The organism is Mucilaginibacter gossypii, assembly GCF_900100945.1.
GTDB lineage: Bacteria > Bacteroidota > Bacteroidia > Sphingobacteriales > Sphingobacteriaceae > Mucilaginibacter > Mucilaginibacter gossypii.
Genome location: NZ_FNCG01000006.1, coordinates 130,855 through 153,240 on the forward strand (window position 1 = coordinate 130,855; position 22,386 = coordinate 153,240).

Genomic DNA, 22,386 nt, shown 5'->3' on the forward strand with positions numbered 1-22,386 from the left:
ACAGGCAACCAAAGCTGCAAGGGGTACGTCATCATTATATATACAAAGACGTGAAAAGTACAGTCATCTTAGTTGAACAAAACAATAAACGATTGTTAAATATCCGGAATAATATTTTAGCTACCCTTGCCTATTTTGACATGTGGGACTACCCGTTAACCTACGGCGAAATATTACTGTTTTTAGAAAACAAGTATGGCCGGCATGATTTCACTGAAGCGCTTGATCAACTTATCGTCAATAAGCTGGTATTTCATTTCGATAGGTTTTATTCGCTCAAAAACGATTATATGATAGCGGTGAGGCGTAATAAAGGAAACAAAAAAGCTGCCGGGCTAATCAATAAAGCTAAAGAAATAGGCGCGTTCCTGATCCGGTTTCCTTACGTTCGTGGTATAGGCATTTCAGGTTCTTTGTCCAAAAACTTTGCCGATGACAATTCGGACATTGATTTTTTTATCATTACCGAACGCAACAGGCTCTGGCTTGCACGTACGTTTATGCATATGTTCAAAAAACTTACCTTTTTAGTTGGTAAGCAGCACAACTACTGCATGAACTATTATATTGACGAAGCCCAACTGCAGATAGTTGAAAAGAACATTTATACAGCAATTGAAGTAGCAACTATTATCCCATTAGAGGGTGACCTTACCTTTGAAAGCTTTTATAAATCTAATGCATGGACCTCCGGTTTCCTGCCTAACAAATGTATGCGCCTCGCTACTGCTAAACCATTAAAAAAGCGGTGGTATAAAACATTTACAGAAAGCCTGTTCAATAATCCATTCGGCGATTGGCTGGATAATGTATTGATGAAAATCACCTCCGGGCGATGGAACAAGAAAACTGAAATGAAGAAATTGAATATGCGGGGTACGGTAATGAGCATGGCCGCAAGCAAACATTTTGCCAAGCCCTCTCCCGAAAACTTTCAAATTAAACTGATAGAAAAATACCAGATTAAAGTTTCCATGCTGTTACAACAATTTGAAGAGCGGATGGCGCAGTAAAACTACTCCTTATCGTCATACCGAATTTATTTCTGCTCTAAAATGCTGAGTCTAAAATTTGCATGAGACAGTTGTTCTATAGTTTCCGCAAAAAGTTCGGGGCAACTTTATCAATTACCTTTTCCTCAGCGAAATAATATAATAATCGCCCACGTACTTAAACGGCCAGGTGGCCTTCAACCTATTCTCCCAACGGGCAAGTGTTTTATAGGCACGCGGATGTTTTTCGGCAAAGCCTTCAATATATGATGGCGGTACGATGGTACACAAGCCCTCAACATCCAATACTTTAAAGTCGGATTTTAAACGTTTTTTAATGTAGGATGGGTTGTAATAGAAACAATCAAAGTATACACCTTCAACATGCGCCTTGCGGCCATTACTGCTAAAAAACCGGCGAAAAGCAGTTTTAAATTTCCCTTTAAATACCAGTAAAGTTTCCCAAAGGCAGAATTTAGGCAGCACCACCAGGGTCACTGCGCCGCCGGGGTTTAGCAGCCCGGCAAATGAGCTCAATACGTTTTCCAGTTCGCCAATACAATTGAGGCCTGCAAAGTTGGAAAAGATCAGATCATAAGGGCCTTTGTTGTTTAGCTGTTCAAGCTGCGTATATGAACAAAGCTCATTGCTTACTGCATGCTGCATATCATACTTTACCACCTTTTCGCGTAGTTGCTGCTGCATCCCTTTTGAAATATCAGTAGCATGTACTTTAAATCCTTTTTGTGCAAAAAACAGTGCATCTTCACCGGTACCACTATTCAGTTCAAGGATGTTGCTTCCAGGCTTCAGGTATTGCAGGATATGATCACGCACGCGTTTGCGCTTGTACGCAATTATCGTGTCGCCTGAGTACAATTCATCAAAAACTACCGACTGGTTGCTAAATGCAGCCTCGGCAAATTGTTCGTTTATACTTGATGCGGTGCCGGTCATATTGCCTTTTCAAATTTCTCCAGTTTCAGCTTTTCAAGATAGGTAAGCGGTGCATAATAAAAAACCGATAATGCTTTCCTGATATTTTTTACCGAGCTCCCGAACGGATCTTTCAGCAGTTTTTGGAAGCTGTTTTTAGCCAGGTGCTTGTGATAGTTGCGGTGGACGTATTTATGCAATTGCTTGTAGTAAAAAGGCGGATAGGTATTTTTAAACATCAGCGCCATCTCGTCGGAGTCTGTCCAGTTGGTTTTCTTTTTCAACTCGGTTTTAACGCGTTCGTAAAAACCGGTACCCGGCAGCGGATACGATACCGAAATACCAATTTCAAATGGCAGCAACCGGTTAATCATATCTATGGTAAGCGTAATATCATCCCGCGTTTCTTCGGGATAACCGAACTGGATAAAGAACGATGGCTTAATACCATGCGCTTTCATGAGGTGCGTAGCCGTATGTATCTGATCGATAGTGATCCCCTTATCCATGGCGTCCAGTACCTTCTGCGATCCGCTCTCGGCCCCTATCCATACATTCTCACAACCGGCTGCGGCCAGGGCTGCTACGGCTTCTTTCTCGGCCAACAAATCGGCCCGCGACTGAATCTTGAAACGGATCTTAATTCCCTCCTGTGTCAGCAGCTTGGCAAATTCCTTTACCCAACCGGGTTTCAATCCAAAAATATCATCGCAAAACCAGATATGATCCATCTGGTACAGCTCCTTAAGCATTTTAAGCTCATTAACAATATACTGCGGACTGTGAGAATTATACCGGTTGCCATAAATAGGCTTGGCACACCAGTTACACTTGAATGGACAACCGCGGGTAGTTACCACATTAATTGAAAAACAACCCGCATTCTTCATCCACATATCCCGGTAGGTATCCATATTCACCAAATCCCAGGCGGGCATGGGCAAACTATCCAGTTCCTTCATTACCGCGCGGCCGGGTGTTTTAATGATTTCGCTGCCGTTCGTGTAAGCTAATCCTTTTATCTCAAAATGATCAGTATTGCCACTTCGGATATGTTCAATTAGTTCTATCAGCGTTTGTTCGGCTTCACCCAATATCACAAAATCAGCTCCTTCGGCAAGATATGCTGCATACCGATCGGTTGAATCTGAGCTGGAAACGATAACTGTACAACCACGTTCCTTAGCCAGCTTGCACATTTTAAATGCAGCTTCGCGCATATTAGTGAGGCACATTTTGGTCAGGTAGTTGAACCCATCATCATAAACCACAAAAAAATCCGGTTTATTCAACTCAATAGCGGCTATCACCTCGTCAGGATTGCTCACAAACATGGTATCAAACAGACTTACCCGGTAACCCTGCTCCCGCATCAGCGCAGCAGCGTATATAGTACCCAGTGGCGCATAAGGTTGCCCTATGCCCCATTGCTTTGGGTCGAACCGTAAAAAGTAAGAATGTGTAAACAGTATATTGTTCATGGTGTTTTAGCCTGTTTCTAAATCCAGGAAAATTTCCTATACCCTCCCAGGGGAAGAAATCGCACATTTCCGCGCTTCATTGCCTTTTTATTATCAATCCAACCTCGCCAGCGGCGATAAATTAAGCGAGCACACACATTTAACACAGGTAGGGTCATTAGCCATATCCAGTGTTTTGCGAAAATTGATCGCCTCTTTGCTGTTCAAAATATCATTTAATGAATTATCCCTGATGTTACCTATCGCCTCATGAAAAAAGCAAGGCCTTACCGCGCCATCAGCCTCAATCACTGCCGATACCCATGGTGCATTACACTTTTTAAACGGGAATGCATTATGGCCATAAAAAGCAGCATAATAACCATAAATATCCCGGATCCTAGCCGGAGATTCGGCAATGAACCTGTTGGCAAAATCGCTTTTATTAGCCAGCACCTGGTTTGTCATTTCCTGAAATTCGGCAAGTTCATTTTCAGTCGGTAATATCTCATGTTGCCGAGGCTCGGCCCATGCTGTTTGGCGGTTAAAGGCATGGCTGCTAACATCAGCCGGTAAAAAACTTACCTGGTCTATCTCCATTTGCCTTGCTGCTTCAATAATAGCCGGCCAGTTCCTGTAATTTAGCCGATGGACCACTGTACGAGCTGTTATGCGGTATTTTGGTTCAATAGATTTAATGAATTTCACCCCCTCCCGGAGTTTATTGAATGCGCCAGGTACATTCCGGATAGCGTCATGTAAAAGCTCATCGCCATCTAAAGAAACAATGAGGTCGTCAACCCATCTTAAAATATCGAACGCGTTTTTTTTGATAGACAAACCTGTCGACAGCAGCGTAACCTTGATCTTTTCAGCACGCAAAATCTCGCATAGCCTGAAAAAATTGGCATTCAGCAATGCCTCCCCGCCCGACATCAATACCTGCTTTGTACCGAATTTTCGTAAAGCACTTAACAGATCGGTCACGTCGGCTTCGGTAAGCTGCTTCAGGTTTTTATTATCCTTCCAGATATCGCACATAACGCAACGGCAGTTGCAGGCACTGTGCGGCATCAAAATCACGATGGGTAGCGCAGCGATGCGGTGCGTTTGCAATGTGCGGAAACGCTGAAAGGTATGATATAATGATTGGCCTGTCATCTGCATAAATTAAAATCCCTGTATTTCGGGCTGCCTGTAACGCCAAACCTTTTGTAGCAACTTTATTTCATAAGGATAATGGTACATGCTCGCCTTATAACGCATGGTTGCTACCAGTTTAATGGCCATACGTTTAATCATATTGAGCCTGATATCAGTTACCGTTGGATACACCCCGTTCAGCACTGTTTCAAAATTTCTGATCTTATCAATCATCTCCGGCGTGAGCCATGGCGTGAGCGGATTTTTACGAAGATCAAAGGCTTCCCATGCCGGGCTGATCCAGTCCTCCAGCGTTTCGGGGAAACGGAAGCCGCTTTTCATTACCTGCTTAAACAATTCCGACCCTTCGGTAGGCACAGGACTGTAGGTATAAATTACGATCTCGGTTTTACGGTTAACAGCCTTTACCTTTTTTATAAAGTCTATTTCAAAATCAATTTGCGACTGAACCTGTTCCTGAGTTGGCGCCGGAGTGCCTAATACAAAAGAATATTCGGGTATGATATCAAACTTTTTAAGGCGTTCGGCAAACTCAATGATCTGGTCGCCTGTTTGCGTGCCGCCCTTATCCATCTGCTCTAAAATGGTGTTGTTACCACTTTCGGCTCCGAAAAAGATGATCTTACATCCTGATTCGCGGATTGCGGCAAGGGATGAATCTTTAAATTTCGACATGGTATCGATGCGGGCCATACCCCACCAAGTCATGTTTTCGGGTTTGATTAAACGGGCAAACTCAACAGCGCGCTTTTCTGATACAAAAAAATTGTTATCATGAAACTCAATGGCATCTGCACCCCATTTATCTTTAATATATTTTACATCCTTATAAACATTCCGGGCCGATTTTGCCTTCCATCTTGCCTCATATATTGGCACTACAGCACAAAAGGAGCAGGTGAAGGGGCAACCGATGCTGGAGTGATAAGCCATCGTTTTTTCGCCCAGGTAAGTTTTACCCAAAAACTTGGTGATGGGATAAAAAGTATTCAGCTTATCATATGGCAAGGCCGGTAGGCTGTCCTGATCTAAAAGGTCTTCCTTAGCGGTTTTGATGATCTTGCCATCGGTTGCTTTATAGATGAGGTTGCGGATAAACTCATAAGGTTCGTTTTTCTCCAGGGCATCAATCAAGGCGGGGAAAGCGTGATCACCAGGCCCGTTGATAATAAAGTCGACATAACCGGAATATAAAACCGCGTTAGGTTGATTTGATGGGAAATACCCCCCCCAGATCATTTTGGTATTGGGATATCTTTGCTTTATAATTTTTGCCGCAGTAATAGCCTGCTTTAACTGCGGACCGGGCATAACTGTAAACCCAAAGTATTTAAACTCGCCGGTGCTTAAATAGCTATCTATCTTAACCATCGGGTCATGCTCACAATTGCCGTCAACAATTACCCAATCATATTTTCCATCAACCGAGGCCGCTATATTTAGTATCGAATTAGGTATGCGATACTTGTTATTTGCACTGCGCGGGTTAAATAATAATATCTTGTTCATCTGTTAGTATCAATACTTTGCTTTCAATCCCCCCGGCAATGGGTTTATCTTTTAGTTTAAGCAACCTGTAAAGCACCCCTGCCATTACAAAGTCTGCACACAAAATAAAACCCACTGCCATACCCAATCACAAATGAGGGGGATTGCCCATTCAACAATTAATCTGAGCTTCTACATTATCACTTTCACACTAATAAATACGCCCTGGCTTTCACACAGGTTGCCTGCCTTTATAAATAAAATAGCTGGCAACCATTATTATTTAACAGCCGTATCTGCTGATATAAGGTTTAATTAAATACCCCCGGAACCGTGATCCAAACTGTAAAAAATTATATTAAGCAGCGCTTTTTCCCGCCCGATATCATAGAGAAAAACTCGGTGGATGCCTACGATATCTGGGCCGAGCATTATGATGCGCAGCCAGGTAACCTCATGCTCGATTTGGATGAAGTTTTGTTTCCCCGCCTGGTTACGGATACAGTTATCGCCGGTAAAAACGTGGCCGATATTGGCTGCGGTACCGGCAGACATTGGGAAAAGATGTTTGCGCTAAATCCAGGGCGGTTAACAGGCTTTGACACATCGGGCGGAATGCTGTCCCGTTTACAGCAAAAGTTTCCATCGGCAAATATTTACCGAATTACCGATGACCTGTTCGGTGACATGCCATCGGGGAGTTTTGACACCATAGTTTCAACCCTTACCGTTGCGCACATCAAAAATATTGAAGTTGCCTTGCAGGCCTGGATGCGGATCCTGAAACCGACCGGCGACATCATTATTACCGATTTCCATCCGCAGACATTGGCAAACGGCGGCAAGCGGACATTTAAACATGGCAGTAGTTTTATAGCGGTCGAAAACTATGTACACCCAGTAAATACCATTAAAGATCTGTTGCTGAACAACGGTTTTAAGCTAATTGCCGAAGAAGAAATTAAAATAGATGAAACCATGAAGCATTATTATGCCAATAAAAACGCGCTTCATGTTTATGATAAATATAAAGGCTTCCCCATTATTTACGGGTTGCACTTGACGAGAACTGATGGTACTGAATAACGTGATGATACCGGGAAACGATGCCGTGGTGAGCATAAGTATAAGCGAGGGTAAAATAAAACAGGTTTCCCCCTCACATACTGATGACCGCGAACAGCTGACCTTTGTGAATGCCATTGCTTTTCCGGGCCTGATCAACTCGCATGACCATCTTGATTTTAATCTTTTTCCGCAGCTTGGCAATAAAACCTATGAAAGTTATACTGAATGGGGAAAACACATTCACCGCGCTTACGCCGTTGAGATTGCATCTGTGCTAAAAATCCCTATTGCCCTGCGCGAACGCTGGGGTGTTTATAAAAACCTGCTTTGCGGCGTTACCACAGTGGTAAACCACGGGGAAAAAACTACCATAAATGATCCTCTCATCACCATATTTGACAATTGCCAGAGTATCCACTCCGTCCGGTTTGAAAAAAACTGGAAGAAACGGCTCAATAACCCGCTTAAAATAAATAAACCGGCCGTCATCCATATAGGCGAGGGCACAAACGATATCGCCCATACCGAAATAGATGAACTAATTAAATGGAATATCCTTAAGCGTAAACTCATCGGGATCCATGGAGTAGCTATGGATCCTCAACAAGCCAAACATTTCGAAGCCCTGGTTTGGTGCCCCGAATCAAACTATTTCCTGCTTAATAAAACAGCGGCCATTGATGAGCTAAAAAGCAAAACAACGATTTTATTTGGCACAGATAGCACACTTACCGGGCATTGGGACATCTGGCATCACATTCGCCTTGCGCGTAAAACCCAAATGCTTAATGATGATGAATTGTACAACTCTCTTACTTCATCCCCTGCCCAAACCTGGAAACTAAATAGTGGCAGCATTACCAGCGGATTTGACGCCGATATTGTAATAGCCAAAGCAAAAGGCAAAGTTGGTTTGCAGGCTTTTTATAATATAACACCCAATGATATTTTACTGGTGATGCATAAGGGCGTGATTTTGCTGTTTGATGAATCGCTTTATCACCAGCTTACGGGTATAATTACCCAAAATTACAGCAAGGTCTTTACCGGCAACCATTTCAAATACGTGATGGGCGATATCCCTGGTTTAATAGCCGAAATAAAACGATACAAGCCGGATGCCTGTTTTCCCATACCTCACCCAGCCCTGCCTGCCGCATGAATATCATCAAAAAAATATGGTCAAAATCGAAATCCAAAGCGGTTTATTTAAGCGGTGGTGGATGCCACGTTTTGGGGTTGGATAAAGACCTTGATACCTCTAAATAAAAATAGCATTTGCTTTTGCCACCATTAATACTTTTTAAATGAGATACGTTTTAGCCAGTTATGTGTACACCAAAGAGTTTAACCAGCCACAGGCCTGGTTAAAGCGCATTAACATGTATACCGGCATATTAGATGCCCTGGCCAAAAGCAACGAGGTGATCAGCATTGAACAAATCAATTACGAAGGTGAACTGACACAAAACGGGGTTAACTACCATTTCAGAAGATACCCAAAAGCGGCGCTCAAATATTTTCCGTGGGCTTTGCATTTGTATATTAAAAGCCTTAAATCCGATGTGGTAATAGTACATGGTTTGCATTTCCCCTTGCAGGTTATCCAGCTACGCCTTATGCTTGGCCGCAAAGTAAAGGTCATTGTACAAAATCATGCTGAAAAACCTTTTACCGGTTTAAAAAAACTACTTCAGCGGGCAGCCGACCGGTTGGTTAACGCCAACTTGTTTGCATCGCATGATATGGGTATGGAATGGATTGCCGCCGGCAACCTCAAATCGCCCGGTAAAATACATGAGGTAATGGAAGTTTCCTCTGTTTTTTATCCTATAAGCCGCTTGGAAGCCAACTCTCAAACAGGTGCACAAGGCAACCCGGTGTTTTTATGGGTAGGCCGTTTAAACGAAAATAAAGATCCGTTAAACGTGGTGAAAGCCTTTTTGAAATTCGCCGAAAGTTCGCCCGGGGCAAAGCTCTTTATGATCTATCACACCGAAGAGTTACTGCCGAAGATCAACGATTTATTAAACTCATCACCAAATATAGAAGCCATTGAATTAATTGGCGAAGTACCACACGCCGATTTATTGTACTGGTACAACAGTGCCGATTTCATTCTCTCCGGCTCACATTATGAAGGCAGCGGCACCGCTATTTGCGAAGCCATGTCATGCGGATGCGTGCCGGTGGTTACAGACATCCTTTCGTTCAGGATGATCACTAACAACGGTGAATGCGGCGTATTGTATGAACCGGGAAATGAACCTGCATTACTTGATGTGCTCCTGCAAACTACACAAATGAATGTTGCAGAAAAGCGGAGATTATCCATTGAATATTATAAGCAAAACTTATCGTTTGAGGCTATTGCAGAGAGGATCGAGAGCATAGTGCAAAGCCTTTGAATGCTTGCTCTTACAATCACCAGCTGCGGATAAAACCTACCGCTCAAACAACCCCATCATCTTCCTCACATTATCCCTGATGTCATAAACCAATACATTTTTCTTCCCCGAATCCGGTTCATCCAAAATACAACGGATAGTTTGCCCGGCTTCTTCCATATTATTTACAATAAACCAGTTGGTAATATCATTATCCATCGGCTTAACAAAACTTACCACTTCGGCTGCCGCATACAGAGCTTCAAGGCAAACGGCGCCGAAGCCTTCATATTCCGAAGGATGAAATAACACTCTCGAGCGCTGCATCATTTTAAGCACTTCGTGATGCGGTAGTTCGCCTGCAAGGGTTACGTTACTTTCAAGTTGCTTTGATTTAATTCGTTTTATTAACTTTTCCTTTTCAGGGCCGTCGCCGCATATTACCGTTTTTATATCCGGGTAATACTGCTTCAGCATGGCAACAGTTTCTATAAACAGGTGAAACCGTTTCAAGGAAATAAGTGACCCTGCCCCTAAAATATGAATGTCTTTTCCGGCAGATAAATCACCAAATAATGAAATATCTATTCCCACAGGGATAACATTCAGTGGTTTTACATTGTAGTTTTTGGTGAACTCCCGCACAATAAAATCCGACAGCGCTATCAGCTCCTCTCCTTTGGGCTTTATCCACTTAGCATATTTGTTCCCCCTTTTTGCATCCTGCCCCAGCATCCAGCAGTGGTGCTTAATATTTTTTATCCGGGCAAAATAATGACCAACAAAGGCACATTCGCCAAGCCAAAAGCTTAACAAGCCCATTATTTGGTATTGTTTGTTTAAATTCCCTAAAGCTCGCCATACTTTTAGCCAGGTATTCAGCCTGAATAGTTTACCACGGCTTCTTCCTCCAAAACTGATCACCCGTATACCATGCCAATCATATTCGGCAGCGAAAAAGGGATATTGAAAACTTAGCACAATGATATGCAGTTCCGGATTTTCGGCCTTCAACGCCCGTACAAAAACCCGTTGAGGCGGTAAGCAGGTAGTATCGGCTTCGTTTTCGGGGAAACCGGGGCTCAGGATAAGCAATGCTTTTTTACGGTTATCATCCATTGGGCGAGATCACTTTATTACAGATAGCCAGGCTGTCCTTGTTATGGGTAATCAGGATGATCATTTTCCCCTGCCGGGCCAGTTGCCTCAATTTGGTTAACAATTCATTTTCCGCATCTGTATCCATTTCACTGAACGGCTCATCTAAAATTAACAGATCGTGATTATGATAAAGCGCCCGGGCCAGCATGATCCTTTGGCGCTGACCGCCGCTGATGTTCTTGCCGTTTTCGGTAATAACTTTAGCTGTGCCTTCTGGGTAATCCGCAACCAGCTTATTTAATCCGCAAAACTCCAGTACACTGGTTAACTTTTGCTCATCGGCAGTTTTATCGTCAAGTATGATGTTTTTCAGGATAGTATCATATATAAAAAACGGTTGTTGTTTAACCAGGGAAATGTTTTTACGGTAAAGCCGGCGCATTGGCGCGGCAGCAATTATATTGTTGATATAAATGCCCCCTTCGGCCGGCTCCAAAAAACCGGTTAACAGGTTAATGATAGTAGTTTTCCCCCTGCCTGAATTCCCCGAAATGCCCATAATATCACCGGGAGTTATCTCAAGGTAAAGCTCATCCAAAACAGTTTTGTCCGGATAACTGAAACTTACTTTTTCAAGTTTCAATGACCAAATCTGTTCGTCAACAACCTCATTAACCTGTGGTTTATCATCTTCTTCAATGATCAAATCGGCCAGGATAAATTCATAGGTCTTCATTTGCCCGCTGCTGTTCAGTATTTTTACAATACCTGGGATGATCTTATATGCTGCCGCCACAAAAATGCCGATGGTCAGGATACTAACCACCGGAGTATCGCCCGTTAATTTGTTTACAGCGATGAGAATAAAAAAACCCAGAACGGCAAATACTTCCATCAACCGTGAAGGCAGGTTTTGCCAGGTTTGCTGTGAAGCTATATTTTGATTAAGCTGCTGTTGGCAGCTAAAAAACCGGCGACTAAAGAAATCATTTTTTTGATAAATATTGCTCTCCACGTAACCTGATAAGGATTCGTTTAAATGCTGAAGCGTTTTTTCGCTCACAGTTTTGATCTGTGCCCTGATAAATTTTAGCCTGGTTTTAATGAACCAGCCCAAAGCCGCGACAGGTGGCAGCAGCAACACAAACAACAAAACAAACAAGGCCGGGTGATAGAACATAATAGCCCCAATAGTAAAAAGGATCAATACCGTTTGAGATACTATTTGCTGAAAATTGGTGAGGATGTAATGACTAAATTCAATCGGCTGCTGGCTGATTCGCCGGATATGGATAGATGAATCAACGTGTATAAACTGGTCAAAATCTGCATCAAGGTAATTCCTGATATTACGTTCGGACAGCCTTGAAGCCACCTTGTAAAAAAAATGCTGCTGCGCATTTTGCGCAAAGAAACCAATACAGTTTTTTACTGCAAAAAGCACCAGGAAAATACCGATGAGCCACAATGATTTATTATTGGTAAAGCCGACCGGTAAAAAACTATAATTATTTCCCGGCTCTCGCTGTGTATAAAAATTAACTATCAACAGCAGCAAGCCTAAAAAAGCAACATCCAACAGGGCGATAACAATATCGACAATAATTGACCTGATGAGCCTCCGCTTTTCAGATCGATCAAGTATGAGCAGAATACTTTTTAAAATTTGCTTCAAGAGGATGATAAAACAATAAAACCAGGTTCATCACTGGTTTCATTGTTAACTACGTTTTACACACCTTTAAGGTTGCTTTATAAAGGGGGATAAAATGCCCGACAAGCAATCAAAATAAATTGTTTAAGCTGTTACTTTTGATAAATTACAGGCATAGTTTAATAATCTCTATAAAATTGTTAAATTTCGGCTTCGCATTTATAAAAGAAGTAAAACAACCTTCATGAGTTTAGAACCTTTCCTTGCCGTATTTGTGATCACCCAATTCAGGAGGCACCTGAAGAACGACGGGCTGCTAACCAAATGGAACAAATACCTTAACATAGGCTATTATATTGCTATTGCCATATTTGTGTTTGGTGTAAGTTTTGACCACGGCGAGAGGCTGACTATGATACTCTCCCATTTGTTTTTCTTAGGGGTTGTCATATCACCCTATTATATCGAAGACCTGAAATCAGGCAAACAACTTGCTTTTGCATTGATTCCTTATGCAATTGCCGGTTTAATAAAAGACTTATTGGAAAAATGGTTCCCTAATTTTTACGACAATCACGATAACCTGATACAAAGCCTGGTAATGTTTTCGCTTATCTGGGCATTTTCGCTTTGGCTTATCAGTCGCAAACAAACCAAAGCACTTGAAAATGAGCGCAAACAACGCTTTGCCGAGCAGGAGCAAAACCGCATGATGGCCGCTATGAAGGTAAACCTTGAAAGCGAAGTTCGTGAGCGCACAGCCGAACTTACCCGCCAAACAGAAGAATTACAGCAGACCCTGTCCGAGCTTAAGAGCACCCAGGCGCAGCTGATCCAATCGGAAAAAATGGCCTCACTGGGTGAACTCACTGCCGGTATTGCACATGAAATTCAAAACCCGCTGAACTTTGTGAACAACTTTAGCGAGGTAAGCATTGAACTGCTTGAGGAACTAAAGGACGAAGTACTTGACAAACTGCCCGACGATGTGAAGGAAGATGCGGGCGATATTATTAACGACATTACCCAAAACCTGAGCAAAATAAACCAGCATGGCAAACGTGCCGATGCCATCGTAAAAGGCATGCTGCAGCATTCGCGTGCTACAACTGGTAAAAAGGAGCCCACTGATATCAACGCCCTTGCCGATGAATACCTGCGACTAAGCTATCACGGTCTGCGTGCCAAGGATAAATCATTTAATGCAGGCATGAAAACCAGTTTTGATCCTGATCTGGGTAAAATAGAAGCTATTCCGCAGGATTTGGGCCGCGTACTGCTTAACCTGTTTAACAATTCGTTTTACTCGGTAACCGAAAAGAAACGGATTTTGGGAGAAGGGTACGAACCAACCGTAACAGTTAATACCAAAAAGGTAAAATCGCCATCGGGTGCTAATATGGTGCAAATTACGGTGGAAGATAATGGCACTGGAATTCCGCAAAAAGTGCTGGATAAAATTTACCAGCCCTTTTTTACCACCAAGCCTACCGGGCAGGGCACCGGGCTTGGTCTTTCCATGAGCTATGATATTATCACCAAAGGGCACGGTGGCGAACTGAACGTTGAAACCGCCGAGGGCCAGTTTGCACGGTTTGTAATTTGCATACCTGTTGGTAATGTTGCCCAAAGTTAAACACGGGTAATTTTTGCGTTTTATCAAAATAACACCACACAAAAATATAACTTTGAAGTACTATGAAAATACTTGTTGTTGATGACGAGGCGGATGTTCAACCCTTGTTTTTACAACGTTTCAGAAAAGAGATTAAAAGCGGCGAAGTAGAGTTCAACTTTGCACTATCGGGAGAAGAGGCTCTTCATTTTTTAGAAGATCATCATTCGCAGGTGATCCTGATCTTATCTGACATTAATATGCCGGGCATGAGTGGTTTGGAGCTATTACGTAACATAAGGCGCAACTATGAAAAACCACCACCGGTGGTAATGATGATCACCGCTTATGGCGATGACGAAAACTACAAACAATCAATGGAGCTTGGTGCCGACGACTTTTTAACCAAGCCGCTTGATTTTAGCAACTTAAAAGACAAACTTAAACACTTAGAACAATAATGGCCAAGATACTGGTAGTAGATGACGAGCAGGACCTGGAATTACTGATCAGGCAAAAATTCAGGAAAAAGATACGGGAAGGTGTGTATGAATTTGTATTTGCCCAAAATGGTTTTGAAGCGTTAACTCAACTGGCCTCCCACCCCGATATTGATGTAGTTTTAAGCGACATCAATATGCCTGAAATGGATGGACTAACCCTGCTTACCAAACTGCCCGATGCTAATCCTATATTAAAAGCAGTGATGGTTTCTGCATATAGCGATATGGATAATATCCGCACGGCCATGAACCGCGGCGCATTTGATTTTGTTTGTAAGCCGGTAAACTTCGAAGATCTTGACATTACTATTGAGAAAACTTTACAACACGTTATCGAACTTAAGAAAACCATGCAGGCCATTAAGGAGAACAATATCCTGCGGATGTATGTGGATGAAAATGTACTTAACTTCATGACCCATAAGGAGTTTGAGAACAGCCTTTTGAGTAATGAAACTATCGAGGCAACTGTGCTATTTATTGATATCTGCGGCTTTACCGCCATAACCGAGCATGTTGCCGCCAATACGGTTGTAGGTATGATCAATAAGTACTTTGATGTAATGGTACAGGAGATCATTGCCCAAAACGGTCATATTGATAAGTTTATGGGTGATGCCGTAATGGCCGTTTTCCGCGGTGAATATCACCTTGACCGCGCTATTGACGCAGCCCTCGCTGTTCGCGATAAAATGCACGAGGCCGATGAAATCCAGGCGGGTGATAAAACTTTTAAGCCTTCTGTTTCAATTGGCATTAATTCGGGTGAGATGATTTCGGGTAATATCGGTTCGGCCACCTTAAAACGATTGGATTATACTGTAATAGGCGATGCTGTTAACCTGGCTCAGCGCCTGCAAACAGTAGCACAAGCCAACCAGATCATCGTTAGTGCCGATGTATATGAACAGGCTAAAGGATCTTTCGCCCTCAATAAAATTGGTGAGGTAAGCCTCAAGAACAAGTTAAAACCGGTGGAGATTTACGAGGTTGTTGATTAATTAAAAAATAGCTACCGCGGGTTTAGTGTAACCCGTGGTGTAGCATCATTGAAGTTTCCAACTTCACCCATCATTTTTGCCATAGATTACAAACGCAGGTCCGGATTAAGCACGCATAACCGTTAAAAGTTTGCAGGTTTGCTACGCTTCACTGCAATTTTGGTATAAACTCGCTTCAAGGACTTTCTGTTAGCAGCGTCATTCAATTCGTCGGCCACTGCAAAAGCTTTTGTAATCAATTCTGCCCATTCCGATGATTCATGTAACATTTCATTGATCCTATCACCGACGGAGTATATATCCTGATTGGTTATTATATGCAATTTGATGTGCCCCGGAAGAAGCGTATCGGCATCCCTTCTTCTCATTCTCGCAAAATGATATTGGGCCGCCACAACAGCTTCAATAGCTGCAGAACGTAAATCCACAGCCTTGTTATCACCAACATTTTTGCGGGCATTGGCGGTGTTAAACGCCCAAACCTTGCCATCAGAGAATGCAACAACAGCCTGTAGTACTGCATAAGTATGCATTTCTAATATCAGAGCAAAAGCGGTTTCTTCTTCATTGGGCGCCTCTATACCTAAGTCTTCGAATTTCAGCGCAAATATCTCATCTCTCAACTCCAGGTATCTTTCATAACGGTAGTCGGCTATTTCTTCACCCGTCTTACGGTAGCACCTTTTTTGGTAATACAGATAAAGCAATCTTCCGAAATAGAAAAGTACCAGGCCTCCAAAATACCAATATTCCTCTTTCATTTTGCAGTTTAGGTTGTTGTAAGATACGTGCCTTGCTGTTGTTGTTTTTTTCAACGACCACTTAAAATGGTTTTACGATTGCATCGCCCGTTCATTATAAATTCAAATCCTGCTTATGTACTCATTACAAATGAGCGCCAGCCCCCCTCATCAGCAGCAACAGTTAAGAAAAACTTAAGACTTAGAACCCAAGACTTAGAACTTCCAATTAATGATCTCTCACCTTTTTCTTCAACACCCCGCCCGCGGCTTCTTTGATGCTGTTTGTAAAAACAAAGGCCTTAGGGTCAATACTATGAACCAGGTTTTTTAATCTGCGAACTTCCAAACGGGTTACTACAGTGAAGATGATATCAACCGGTTGATGAACGTCAAAACTCTCCTTCATAAAGCCACGCTCACCTTTGTAAATGGTGATCCCGCGACCGAGTTCCATCACAAGCCGTTCTTTAATTATTTCGCTTTGACCAGAGATGATATTTACCGCCGTATATTCTTCCAAACCATCAATAACAAAAGTGATGGTGCGCGATGCCGTATAATAGGTTAAAATGGAGTACAACGCCGTAGGCAAACCCAACTCAACTGCGGCTATCAGGAAGATGATAATATTAATACCTAAAATAATCTCACTGATGGTAAAACTGCTGCGTTTTAATGTGTATAAAGCTAATATCTCGATACCATCCAATGCGCAGCCTCCTCTTATCGATAACCCCACACCCAGGCCCATAAACACGCCACCAAAAATAGACACCAATAGCTTGTCCTGGGTTATAACTGGGTACTCTATAAACTGCAGGCACAGGCCAAGTCCAATTACACAGGCAAGCGTTTTTAGCGCAAATGATTTATTAACCTGGAACATCCCCATAATAATAAAAGGGATGTTGGCTATAATTATTACATAGGCTATGTTGAAATGATAAAGCTCATGAATTAGCAATGAGATACCGGTTACCCCGCCATCAAAAAAGCTGTTGGGTACTAAAAAGCCTTTAAGTGCAAAACCGCAAAATAAAATGCCGATAATTACTGTGACTACGTCTTTTAAAATTTCTTCAATTTTCAAACCCGGTTGTGTCATTAATAGCAGTATTTAAATTTTTTTTGTGATAATTTTCAAATGCTCGTTTTTACCTTCAGCCCTGAGCCTGAGCGCCGTTTGGGTGAAGTAATGATGGCTTTGCAGGAATTTCACCTGCTGCCTGTCCCACTCCAATTCCGATTCAAGGTGATCTGTAATTACGAGTTCCGAAAATAACCTTTTGCTAAGGATAAAAAAATCATTTCGGCCCAAATAATCTAAATCAGCATCACAAATTATCTGGCCTAAATGATTGTGAGGGTTTTGCGGCATTTTGGTTGCCATAATAATATCGCAAACCTGCTCAATTTCATCACTTGTATAACCAAAATCAGGCAGATGTTGCCTCGCATTTTTGCATGAACCAGCCTCATGATTGACTTGCCCGAACAAAAAACCTGAATCATGATAGTAAGCGGCCGTAAGTAATAGCTCCAATTCGTCTCCGATTATCCCCTCACCCGCCGCAATTTGTTTTGCAGCAGTATAAACATCAAGCGCATGATCAGCATTATGGTAATGAAAATGTTTGGGGAGCTCTTTCTTTATTTTGTCGAGGATAAAGCCCCCGGCTTGTTCTACCTGCATTCAGTATTTATAATGGCGCTAATATATTAATTTAAGAAATATACGAATACACACAAGGACGCATAATTGCGTCTCCCTCGTACAGGTCATCATTGCATGATCGAAATAAATATTTAAAGCGGCAATTGTCTCTACAATAAAACAGAGCTTAAACAATTATCTTAGCACAATGAACAGCTGGTTTAAAAACTATAAAGGCATTATCTTATTACTAACAGGCATTATTATTGGCAGTATCGCCGGGGCAGTTTTAGGGAATAAAGTTGAAGTGATTAAACCTATTGGTGATATTTTTCTAAACCTGTTGTTCACTGCCGTTGTGCCGCTGGTTTTCTTTGCCATAGCATCGGCTATTGCAGCATTGGATAGTTCGCAAAAACTGGGCAAATTATTAGGCGTTACTTCTCTGGTATTTGTGTCGACTGTTTTAGTAGCTGCTATGGTTACCATTATAGCTATTTGGATCTTCCCTATCCATCAGCACCTTGTTGCCAGCCCCATAACTGAAGCTATCACCAAAAAACCATTCGGCGATCAGTTAACAAGCCTTTTTACTACCAGTGAGTTTTACCAGCTGTTATCCCGCAAAAGCATGCTGGCCATGATCATTTTTGCCGTGATCACCGGCTTTGCTACACTGCATGCAGGCGAAAAAGGCAAAGCATTTGCAGCTTTTTTACATAGCGGCAATGAGGTGTTCAAAAATATATTCAGCCTCATTATGAGGATTGGCCCAATTGGTTTGGGTGCTTATTTTGCTTACCAGGTTGGTGTGTTCGGTCCACAGTTGTTTGGCGGTTACGCGCGTTCTATGGCTTTATATTACGGCGTTGGTGCGTTTTATTATTTGGCGATATTTAGCATGTACGCCTTTATTGCCGGCGGCATTGGTGCAGTTAAGCGATACTGGAAAAACAACATTATCCCATCAGCTACAGCAGTAGGTACGTGCAGCAGCATCGCCACCATCCCGGCAAATTTGGATGCCGCAAAAAAAATGGGAATCTCTGATGCTATTGCCAATATTACCATTCCGCTTGGTGGCACTTTGCACAAAGATGGTTCAAGCATTTCGTCAATAGTAAAAATGGCTGTAGTTTTCGCGCTGTTTGGTAAAAGCTTTGACAACGCTGAAACTATAATCATAGCCCTTGCTATGACAGTTTTAGTGAGCCTGGTTGAAGGTGGCATTCCTAACGGCGGTTATATTGGCGAGCTACTTTTTATTTCGGCCTATGGTTTCCCGCCCGAAGCGCTCCCCCCGGCTATTATTATTGGTACACTGGTTGACCCAATGGCCACATTGTTAAATGCAACCGGCGATACGGCTGCTGCCATGCTGGTGGCCCGTTTTACGGAAGGAAAAGACTGGATGAAACCGCCCCCCGCTAAGGGAGAACTATAGCATATTCAATAAAGGTTTATTATATTGGCGTATAAATAAACCCTTCACTACCTGTATGCTTCACATTCTCTACATTATAGCCATAATTGCGGAAGCAATGACAGCCGCATTGTCCGCCGGGCGAAGAGATATGGATTGGGTTGGTGTTTGTATCATAGCCTGGGTTACAGCTTTAGGCGGCGGCACCGTTCGCAACATATTGTTTAATCATTACCCCATGAGCTGGGTTGAACACCCCGAATATTTAGTGATTACCGCAGCGGCAGCAATATTGGCCGCCATCATCGCACGCCTCATGACCAAAATGAAAACGCTGTTTCTTTACCTGGATGCTTTAGGATTGGTAGTATTTACTATTATAGGCTGCCAGATAGCGGAACAAATTGATCTGCCCTGGCTTATCATTTTGCTAAGCGGTATGATAACCGGTTGTGCGGGAGGCGTGCTGCGCGATGTGCTATGCAATGAGGTACCGTTGTTGTTCCGTAAAGAAGTTTATGCCAGCGCATCAATAGTTACCGGGGCATGCTATTTAAGCCTCGAACATTTGGGTGCTCCCAATAGCGCGACAATTGTAATAGCTTGTATTATTGGCCTCGCATTACGCCTGCTCTCTATCAGGTACAACTGGCAAATGCCCAAGTTTGTATATCGTGAAGAATGGCATTAATTCTTGATTTCGGAATTGGGATTTTCGATTTCGGATTAGTTATTAATTATACCTCCAAAGCTGAAACCATGGTTCACCACGGGCCGAAAGCCCACGCTAATTAGGCAGTGGCCGTTAACAGGAAAGGCGAGGTAAATCCTCGCCTTTCCTGTTTTAAATCTAAAAACGTCATTGTAATGACGAAATGTTTATTATTTCTCTGTACTCAACGAATACGGAACATCACTAACCTTCACACCTCTTATTTTATTAGGCTTAGGTGCCATATTAAAGTTAAGCACAGCTCCTTTTTTAAGTTCCGAATGGCTTAACCAGGTTAAATCATATGGCTTACCGTTAACGTTTAACATATTGATGTATTTATTAGCAGGGCTGTTGTTAGCTGCGTTAATCACTACGGTTTTACCATTCTCAAGGTTTAGCGTAATTTTCTTGAACAGTGGTGTACCCAAAACGTACTGATCACTGGCCGGAGTTACCGGGTAAAAGCCCATAGCCGAGAACACATACCATGCCGATGTTTGGCCATTGTCCTCATCGCCACAATAACCATCCGGAGTAGCTTTGTATAACTTCTCCATAGCATCACGCACATGGAACTGGGTTTTCCATGGTTCACCTGCATAATTGTACAAGTAAATCATATGTTGAATAGGCTGGTTGCCGTGGGCGTATTGCCCCATATTCATGATCTGCATTTCTCGGATCTCATGAATGGTTTCGCCGTAATAGCTATCGTCAAACACCGGTGGCATGCTAAATACCGAATCCAGCTTGGTAATAAATTTCTGACGTCCGCCCATTAAATCAATCAGGCCCTGCATATCCTGGAAAACGCTCCAACTGTAATGCCAGCTGTTACCTTCGGTAAACGCATCACCCCATTTAAACGGACTGAATGGTTTTTCAAAAGTACCATCCTGGTTTTTACCACGCATCAGTTTTGTTTCCGGATCGAACAGGTTTTTATAGTTCATGGCACGTTTTTTATAAATGCCAATCTCTGATTCGGGTTTGCCCAGTGCCTTGCCTAATTTATAAATCGCAAAATCATCATATGCATACTCTAAAGTACGGGCTGCGTTTTCATTAATCTTAACATCATAAGGCACATAGCCTAATTTATTATAGTACTCCACTCCCTCTCTGCCGGTAGCCTGCGGACCGGCATTATTTGCGCCGTGCACCAAAGCTTCCCACAAAGTACTGATATCATACCCGCGTAAACCTTTTAAATAAGTTTCAGAAACTACCGAAGCCGAATTATTACCGATCATCACCGCCGAATAACCCGGGCTCGACCACTCAGGCAACCAGCCACCTTCTTTATAATCATTGATGAGGCCTTCCTGCATTTCTTTATTGATGGATGGATAAACCAGGTTCAGGAAGGGATATAGCGCCCGGAAGGTATCCCAAAAGCCGGTACCGGCAAATTTATAACCCGGGAATACTTTACCTGTTGATGCGCTATAGTGTACAATCTTGTTGTCCTTATCTATCTCATACAATTTGTTCGGGAAAAATACCATGCGGTAAAAGCATGAGTAAAAGGTACGCATCTGATCAACAGAGCCGCCTTCAACCTGCAGGTGGTTTAGGGTTTTGTTCCAAACAGCTTTTGCCTTTTGACAAGTTACATCAAAGCTGTCTTTACCCTGCTCACGCTCCAGGTTCAACTCGGCCTGTTCAATGCTGATGAATGATGAAGCTACGCGCAAATGAACCTTTTCGCCTTGCGTAGTTTTAAAACCTATCAGAGCGCTTGCATGTTCAGCTTTTAGCTCCAGGCCATCAGTTTGCGTAGTATCGCTGAAAGTATGTGCATAGGTGATTGGCTTATCCACATAAATAACAAAATAGTTTTTAAAGTTTTTAAGCGGGCCGCGCGCATATTTGGTTGAATAGCCTACAATCTTCTTTTGATCGGGCATGATCTTTACGTATGAGCCTTTGTTCAGTGCGTCAATAACGATAAAGGAGCTATCAGTTTTAGGATAAGTAAACCTGAACTGTGCCGAACGCTCAGTTGGAGTAATTTCGGTAGTCACATCATGATCGGCCAGGTAAACGCTGTAATAGTATGGCTTAGCGGTTTCAGCTTTGTGCGAGAACCAGCTTGCCCTTTTATTTTGGCCTACTACTGCATGTTTGGTAACCGGCATAATGGCAAACTGTCCGTAGTCGTTCATCCACGGTGATGGCTGGTGGGTTTGTTTAAAACCGCGGATCTTGTGCGCATCGTAAGTATACGCCCATCCGTCGCCCATAACACCGGTTTGCGGTGTCCAGAAATTCATCCCCCAGGGAAGGGCAATAGCGGGATAAGTGTTACCATTTGAAAGGTCGTAGTGCGAGTCGGTACCCATCAACGGATTGATGTATTCAACAGGATCGGTAACCTTATTTACCTGCTGAGCAAAAGTACCGGATGCCAACAACACTGATGCGATAAGTACCAGGGCTTTTTTCATTGTTTTAATATTTGATTTTTGATGAAACGTTT

At 42.7% G+C, this 22,386-nt stretch carries 19 protein-coding genes; 9 read left to right on the forward strand and 10 right to left on the reverse strand.

All coding sequences use genetic code 11. The features are described from left to right. Window positions 1-50: 50 nt before the first annotated feature. Window positions 51-1,013: a nucleotidyltransferase domain-containing protein gene (locus BLS28_RS13690; protein WP_143020756.1), complete on the forward strand. Its 963-nt coding sequence runs from the start codon at window positions 51-53 to the stop codon at window positions 1,011-1,013. Window positions 1,014-1,127: 114 nt separating this feature from the next. Here the strand turns inward: BLS28_RS13690 and BLS28_RS13695 are convergent, their stop codons facing one another. From BLS28_RS13695 to BLS28_RS13710, 4 genes are all read right to left on the reverse strand, one after another. Further along, entirely contained in the window at window positions 1,128-1,949 is an 822-nt protein-coding gene (locus tag BLS28_RS13695) for a class I SAM-dependent methyltransferase (RefSeq protein WP_091167902.1), read from the reverse strand. Continuing rightward, window positions 1,946-3,409 carry a B12-binding domain-containing radical SAM protein gene (locus BLS28_RS13700; RefSeq protein WP_091167906.1) on the reverse strand — a complete coding sequence of 488 codons (1,464 nt, stop codon included), beginning with the start codon at window positions 3,407-3,409 and terminating at the stop codon, window positions 1,946-1,948. The genes BLS28_RS13695 and BLS28_RS13700 overlap by 4 nt, the downstream gene beginning before the upstream one ends. Before the next feature lie 93 nt (window positions 3,410-3,502). Further along, entirely contained in the window at window positions 3,503-4,549 is a 1,047-nt protein-coding gene (locus BLS28_RS13705; RefSeq protein ID WP_176844456.1) for a radical SAM protein, read from the reverse strand. A gap of 9 nt (window positions 4,550-4,558) precedes the next feature. Then, window positions 4,559-6,061, reverse strand: coding sequence for a B12-binding domain-containing radical SAM protein (locus tag BLS28_RS13710; RefSeq protein WP_091167912.1), 1,503 nt, complete (start codon window positions 6,059-6,061; stop codon window positions 4,559-4,561). 312 nt (window positions 6,062-6,373) lie between these two features. Between BLS28_RS13710 and BLS28_RS13715 the strand changes: the two genes are divergently transcribed. From BLS28_RS13715 to BLS28_RS13725, 3 genes are all read left to right on the forward strand, one after another. Continuing rightward, window positions 6,374-7,126, forward strand: coding sequence for a class I SAM-dependent methyltransferase (locus BLS28_RS13715; RefSeq protein ID WP_091167915.1), 753 nt, complete (start codon window positions 6,374-6,376; stop codon window positions 7,124-7,126). Then, on the forward strand, window positions 7,113-8,270 hold the full coding sequence (locus BLS28_RS13720; RefSeq protein WP_091167917.1) for an amidohydrolase family protein: 1,158 nt from the start codon (window positions 7,113-7,115) through the stop codon (window positions 8,268-8,270). Before BLS28_RS13715 ends, BLS28_RS13720 begins: the two co-directional genes overlap by 14 nt. 145 nt (window positions 8,271-8,415) lie before the next feature. Then, complete coding sequence (locus BLS28_RS13725; RefSeq protein ID WP_091167920.1) at window positions 8,416-9,516, forward strand: glycosyltransferase family 4 protein; 1,101 nt, start codon at window positions 8,416-8,418, stop codon at window positions 9,514-9,516. 36 nt (window positions 9,517-9,552) lie between these two features. Here the strand turns inward: BLS28_RS13725 and BLS28_RS13730 are convergent, their stop codons facing one another. Together BLS28_RS13730 and BLS28_RS13735 are read right to left on the reverse strand one after the other, a co-directional pair. Next, complete coding sequence (locus BLS28_RS13730) at window positions 9,553-10,614, reverse strand: glycosyltransferase family 1 protein (protein ID WP_091167923.1); 1,062 nt, start codon at window positions 10,612-10,614, stop codon at window positions 9,553-9,555. Then, the gene (locus BLS28_RS13735; protein WP_091167927.1) at window positions 10,607-12,271 is read right to left on the reverse strand and encodes an ATP-binding cassette domain-containing protein; all 1,665 of its coding nucleotides are present in this window, start codon (window positions 12,269-12,271) and stop codon (window positions 10,607-10,609) included. Before BLS28_RS13735 ends, BLS28_RS13730 begins: the two co-directional genes overlap by 8 nt. 223 nt (window positions 12,272-12,494) lie before the next feature. Between BLS28_RS13735 and BLS28_RS13740 the strand changes: the two genes are divergently transcribed. The 3 genes from BLS28_RS13740 to BLS28_RS13750 all read left to right on the forward strand — a co-directional run bounded on the left by BLS28_RS13740 (window position 12,495) and on the right by BLS28_RS13750 (window position 15,369). Continuing rightward, the gene (locus tag BLS28_RS13740; protein WP_091167929.1) at window positions 12,495-13,886 is read left to right on the forward strand and encodes a sensor histidine kinase; all 1,392 of its coding nucleotides are present in this window, start codon (window positions 12,495-12,497) and stop codon (window positions 13,884-13,886) included. Window positions 13,887-13,948: 62 nt separating this feature from the next. After that, window positions 13,949-14,326, forward strand: a complete 378-nt coding sequence (locus tag BLS28_RS13745; RefSeq protein WP_091167932.1) for a response regulator — start codon at window positions 13,949-13,951, stop codon at window positions 14,324-14,326. Continuing rightward, window positions 14,326-15,369 (forward strand): adenylate/guanylate cyclase domain-containing protein, encoded by a 1,044-nt coding sequence (locus BLS28_RS13750; RefSeq protein ID WP_176844457.1) that lies wholly within the window; start codon window positions 14,326-14,328, stop codon window positions 15,367-15,369. The genes BLS28_RS13745 and BLS28_RS13750 overlap by 1 nt, the downstream gene beginning before the upstream one ends. Before the next feature lie 122 nt (window positions 15,370-15,491). Here BLS28_RS13750 and BLS28_RS13755 read toward each other — a convergent pair whose 3' ends face one another. From BLS28_RS13755 to BLS28_RS13765, 3 genes are all read right to left on the reverse strand, one after another. Next, window positions 15,492-16,130, reverse strand: a complete 639-nt coding sequence (locus BLS28_RS13755) for a hypothetical protein (protein ID WP_143020757.1) — start codon at window positions 16,128-16,130, stop codon at window positions 15,492-15,494. A 208-nt stretch (window positions 16,131-16,338) separates the two neighbouring features. Next, window positions 16,339-17,217, reverse strand: coding sequence for a YitT family protein (locus tag BLS28_RS13760; RefSeq protein WP_091167940.1), 879 nt, complete (start codon window positions 17,215-17,217; stop codon window positions 16,339-16,341). 12 nt (window positions 17,218-17,229) lie between these two features. Continuing rightward, window positions 17,230-17,805, reverse strand: coding sequence for an HD domain-containing protein (locus BLS28_RS13765; RefSeq protein WP_091167942.1), 576 nt, complete (start codon window positions 17,803-17,805; stop codon window positions 17,230-17,232). A 169-nt stretch (window positions 17,806-17,974) separates the two neighbouring features. Here BLS28_RS13765 and BLS28_RS13770 point away from each other — a divergent pair, with 169 nt between their 5' ends. Together BLS28_RS13770 and BLS28_RS13775 are read left to right on the forward strand one after the other, a co-directional pair. Continuing rightward, on the forward strand, window positions 17,975-19,210 hold the full coding sequence (locus BLS28_RS13770) for a dicarboxylate/amino acid:cation symporter (protein WP_091167944.1): 1,236 nt from the start codon (window positions 17,975-17,977) through the stop codon (window positions 19,208-19,210). A gap of 55 nt (window positions 19,211-19,265) precedes the next feature. Beyond that, window positions 19,266-19,880, forward strand: coding sequence for a trimeric intracellular cation channel family protein (locus BLS28_RS13775; protein ID WP_091167946.1), 615 nt, complete (start codon window positions 19,266-19,268; stop codon window positions 19,878-19,880). A gap of 191 nt (window positions 19,881-20,071) precedes the next feature. Here the strand turns inward: BLS28_RS13775 and BLS28_RS13780 are convergent, their stop codons facing one another. Continuing rightward, window positions 20,072-22,354 (reverse strand): GH92 family glycosyl hydrolase, encoded by a 2,283-nt coding sequence (locus BLS28_RS13780; protein ID WP_091168309.1) that lies wholly within the window; start codon window positions 22,352-22,354, stop codon window positions 20,072-20,074. Window positions 22,355-22,386: the final 32 nt, after the last annotated feature.

Excerpts from the sequence above, each read along its gene's own strand:
- BLS28_RS13705 (WP_176844456.1), bottom strand. The coding sequence starts at position 4,549 with ATGACAGGCCAATCATTATATCATACCTTTCAGCGTTTCCGCACATTG.
- BLS28_RS13745 (WP_091167932.1), top strand. The coding sequence starts at position 13,949 with ATGAAAATACTTGTTGTTGATGACGAGGCGGATGTTCAACCCTTGTTT.
- BLS28_RS13780 (WP_091168309.1), bottom strand. The coding sequence starts at position 22,354 with ATGAAAAAAGCCCTGGTACTTATCGCATCAGTGTTGTTGGCATCCGGT.
- BLS28_RS13720 (WP_091167917.1), top strand. The coding sequence starts at position 7,113 with ATGGTACTGAATAACGTGATGATACCGGGAAACGATGCCGTGGTGAGC.
- BLS28_RS13770 (WP_091167944.1), top strand. The coding sequence starts at position 17,975 with ATGAACAGCTGGTTTAAAAACTATAAAGGCATTATCTTATTACTAACA.
- BLS28_RS13695 (WP_091167902.1), bottom strand. The coding sequence starts at position 1,949 with ATGACCGGCACCGCATCAAGTATAAACGAACAATTTGCCGAGGCTGCA.
- BLS28_RS13725 (WP_091167920.1), top strand. The coding sequence starts at position 8,416 with ATGAGATACGTTTTAGCCAGTTATGTGTACACCAAAGAGTTTAACCAG.
- BLS28_RS13700 (WP_091167906.1), bottom strand. The coding sequence starts at position 3,409 with ATGAACAATATACTGTTTACACATTCTTACTTTTTACGGTTCGACCCA.
- BLS28_RS13755 (WP_143020757.1), bottom strand. The coding sequence starts at position 16,130 with ATGAAAGAGGAATATTGGTATTTTGGAGGCCTGGTACTTTTCTATTTC.
- BLS28_RS13760 (WP_091167940.1), bottom strand. The coding sequence starts at position 17,217 with ATGACACAACCGGGTTTGAAAATTGAAGAAATTTTAAAAGACGTAGTC.
- BLS28_RS13775 (WP_091167946.1), top strand. The coding sequence starts at position 19,266 with ATGCTTCACATTCTCTACATTATAGCCATAATTGCGGAAGCAATGACA.
- BLS28_RS13750 (WP_176844457.1), top strand. The coding sequence starts at position 14,326 with ATGGCCAAGATACTGGTAGTAGATGACGAGCAGGACCTGGAATTACTG.
- BLS28_RS13730 (WP_091167923.1), bottom strand. The coding sequence starts at position 10,614 with ATGGATGATAACCGTAAAAAAGCATTGCTTATCCTGAGCCCCGGTTTC.
- BLS28_RS13765 (WP_091167942.1), bottom strand. The coding sequence starts at position 17,805 with ATGCAGGTAGAACAAGCCGGGGGCTTTATCCTCGACAAAATAAAGAAA.
- BLS28_RS13710 (WP_091167912.1), bottom strand. The coding sequence starts at position 6,061 with ATGAACAAGATATTATTATTTAACCCGCGCAGTGCAAATAACAAGTAT.
- BLS28_RS13740 (WP_091167929.1), top strand. The coding sequence starts at position 12,495 with ATGAGTTTAGAACCTTTCCTTGCCGTATTTGTGATCACCCAATTCAGG.